General features: G+C 41.6%; 1 pseudogene. It reads left to right on the top strand.

From position 1 onward, the window contains the following. Positions 1 to 358: pseudogene (locus DT250_RS31990) on the top strand (penicillin-binding protein); the annotation flags it as partial.

Genomic DNA, 358 nt, shown 5'->3' with positions numbered 1-358 from the left:
GAGTAAGTTTGCTACAGATAAATCGCAATTTAAAATGCCGAATAGTGTAGTTCAAGAAGGTAGCGAATTGCGTATAAAAGGTGAGAAACTTGATTCTTCTCCAAATACGACTGAACAGCTAAGAGATAATGATCAAAATAAGCAACAAGAAAAGCAAAAGAAAAAAGAGGAATTAAAGAAACCAGAAGAGCAAAAGCAAAGTAAGTCAAGCAATGGTAATGGCCAAGGAGATACAACACCGCCAAGTAGTGGTAATGGCCAAGGAGATACAACACCGCCAAGTAGTGGTAATGGCCAAGGAGATACAACACCGCCAAGTAGTGGTAATGGCCAAGGAGATACAACTCCGCCCCGCCGG

The sequence above is a fragment of the Bacillus sp. AR2-1 genome, assembly GCF_008368755.1.
In the GTDB taxonomy this organism is placed as follows: Bacteria; Bacillota; Bacilli; order Bacillales; family Bacillaceae_G; genus Bacillus_A; species Bacillus_A wiedmannii.
The sequence above is the reverse complement of the archived record's forward strand: the minus strand, read 5'-3'. Positions and strand labels throughout refer to the sequence as shown.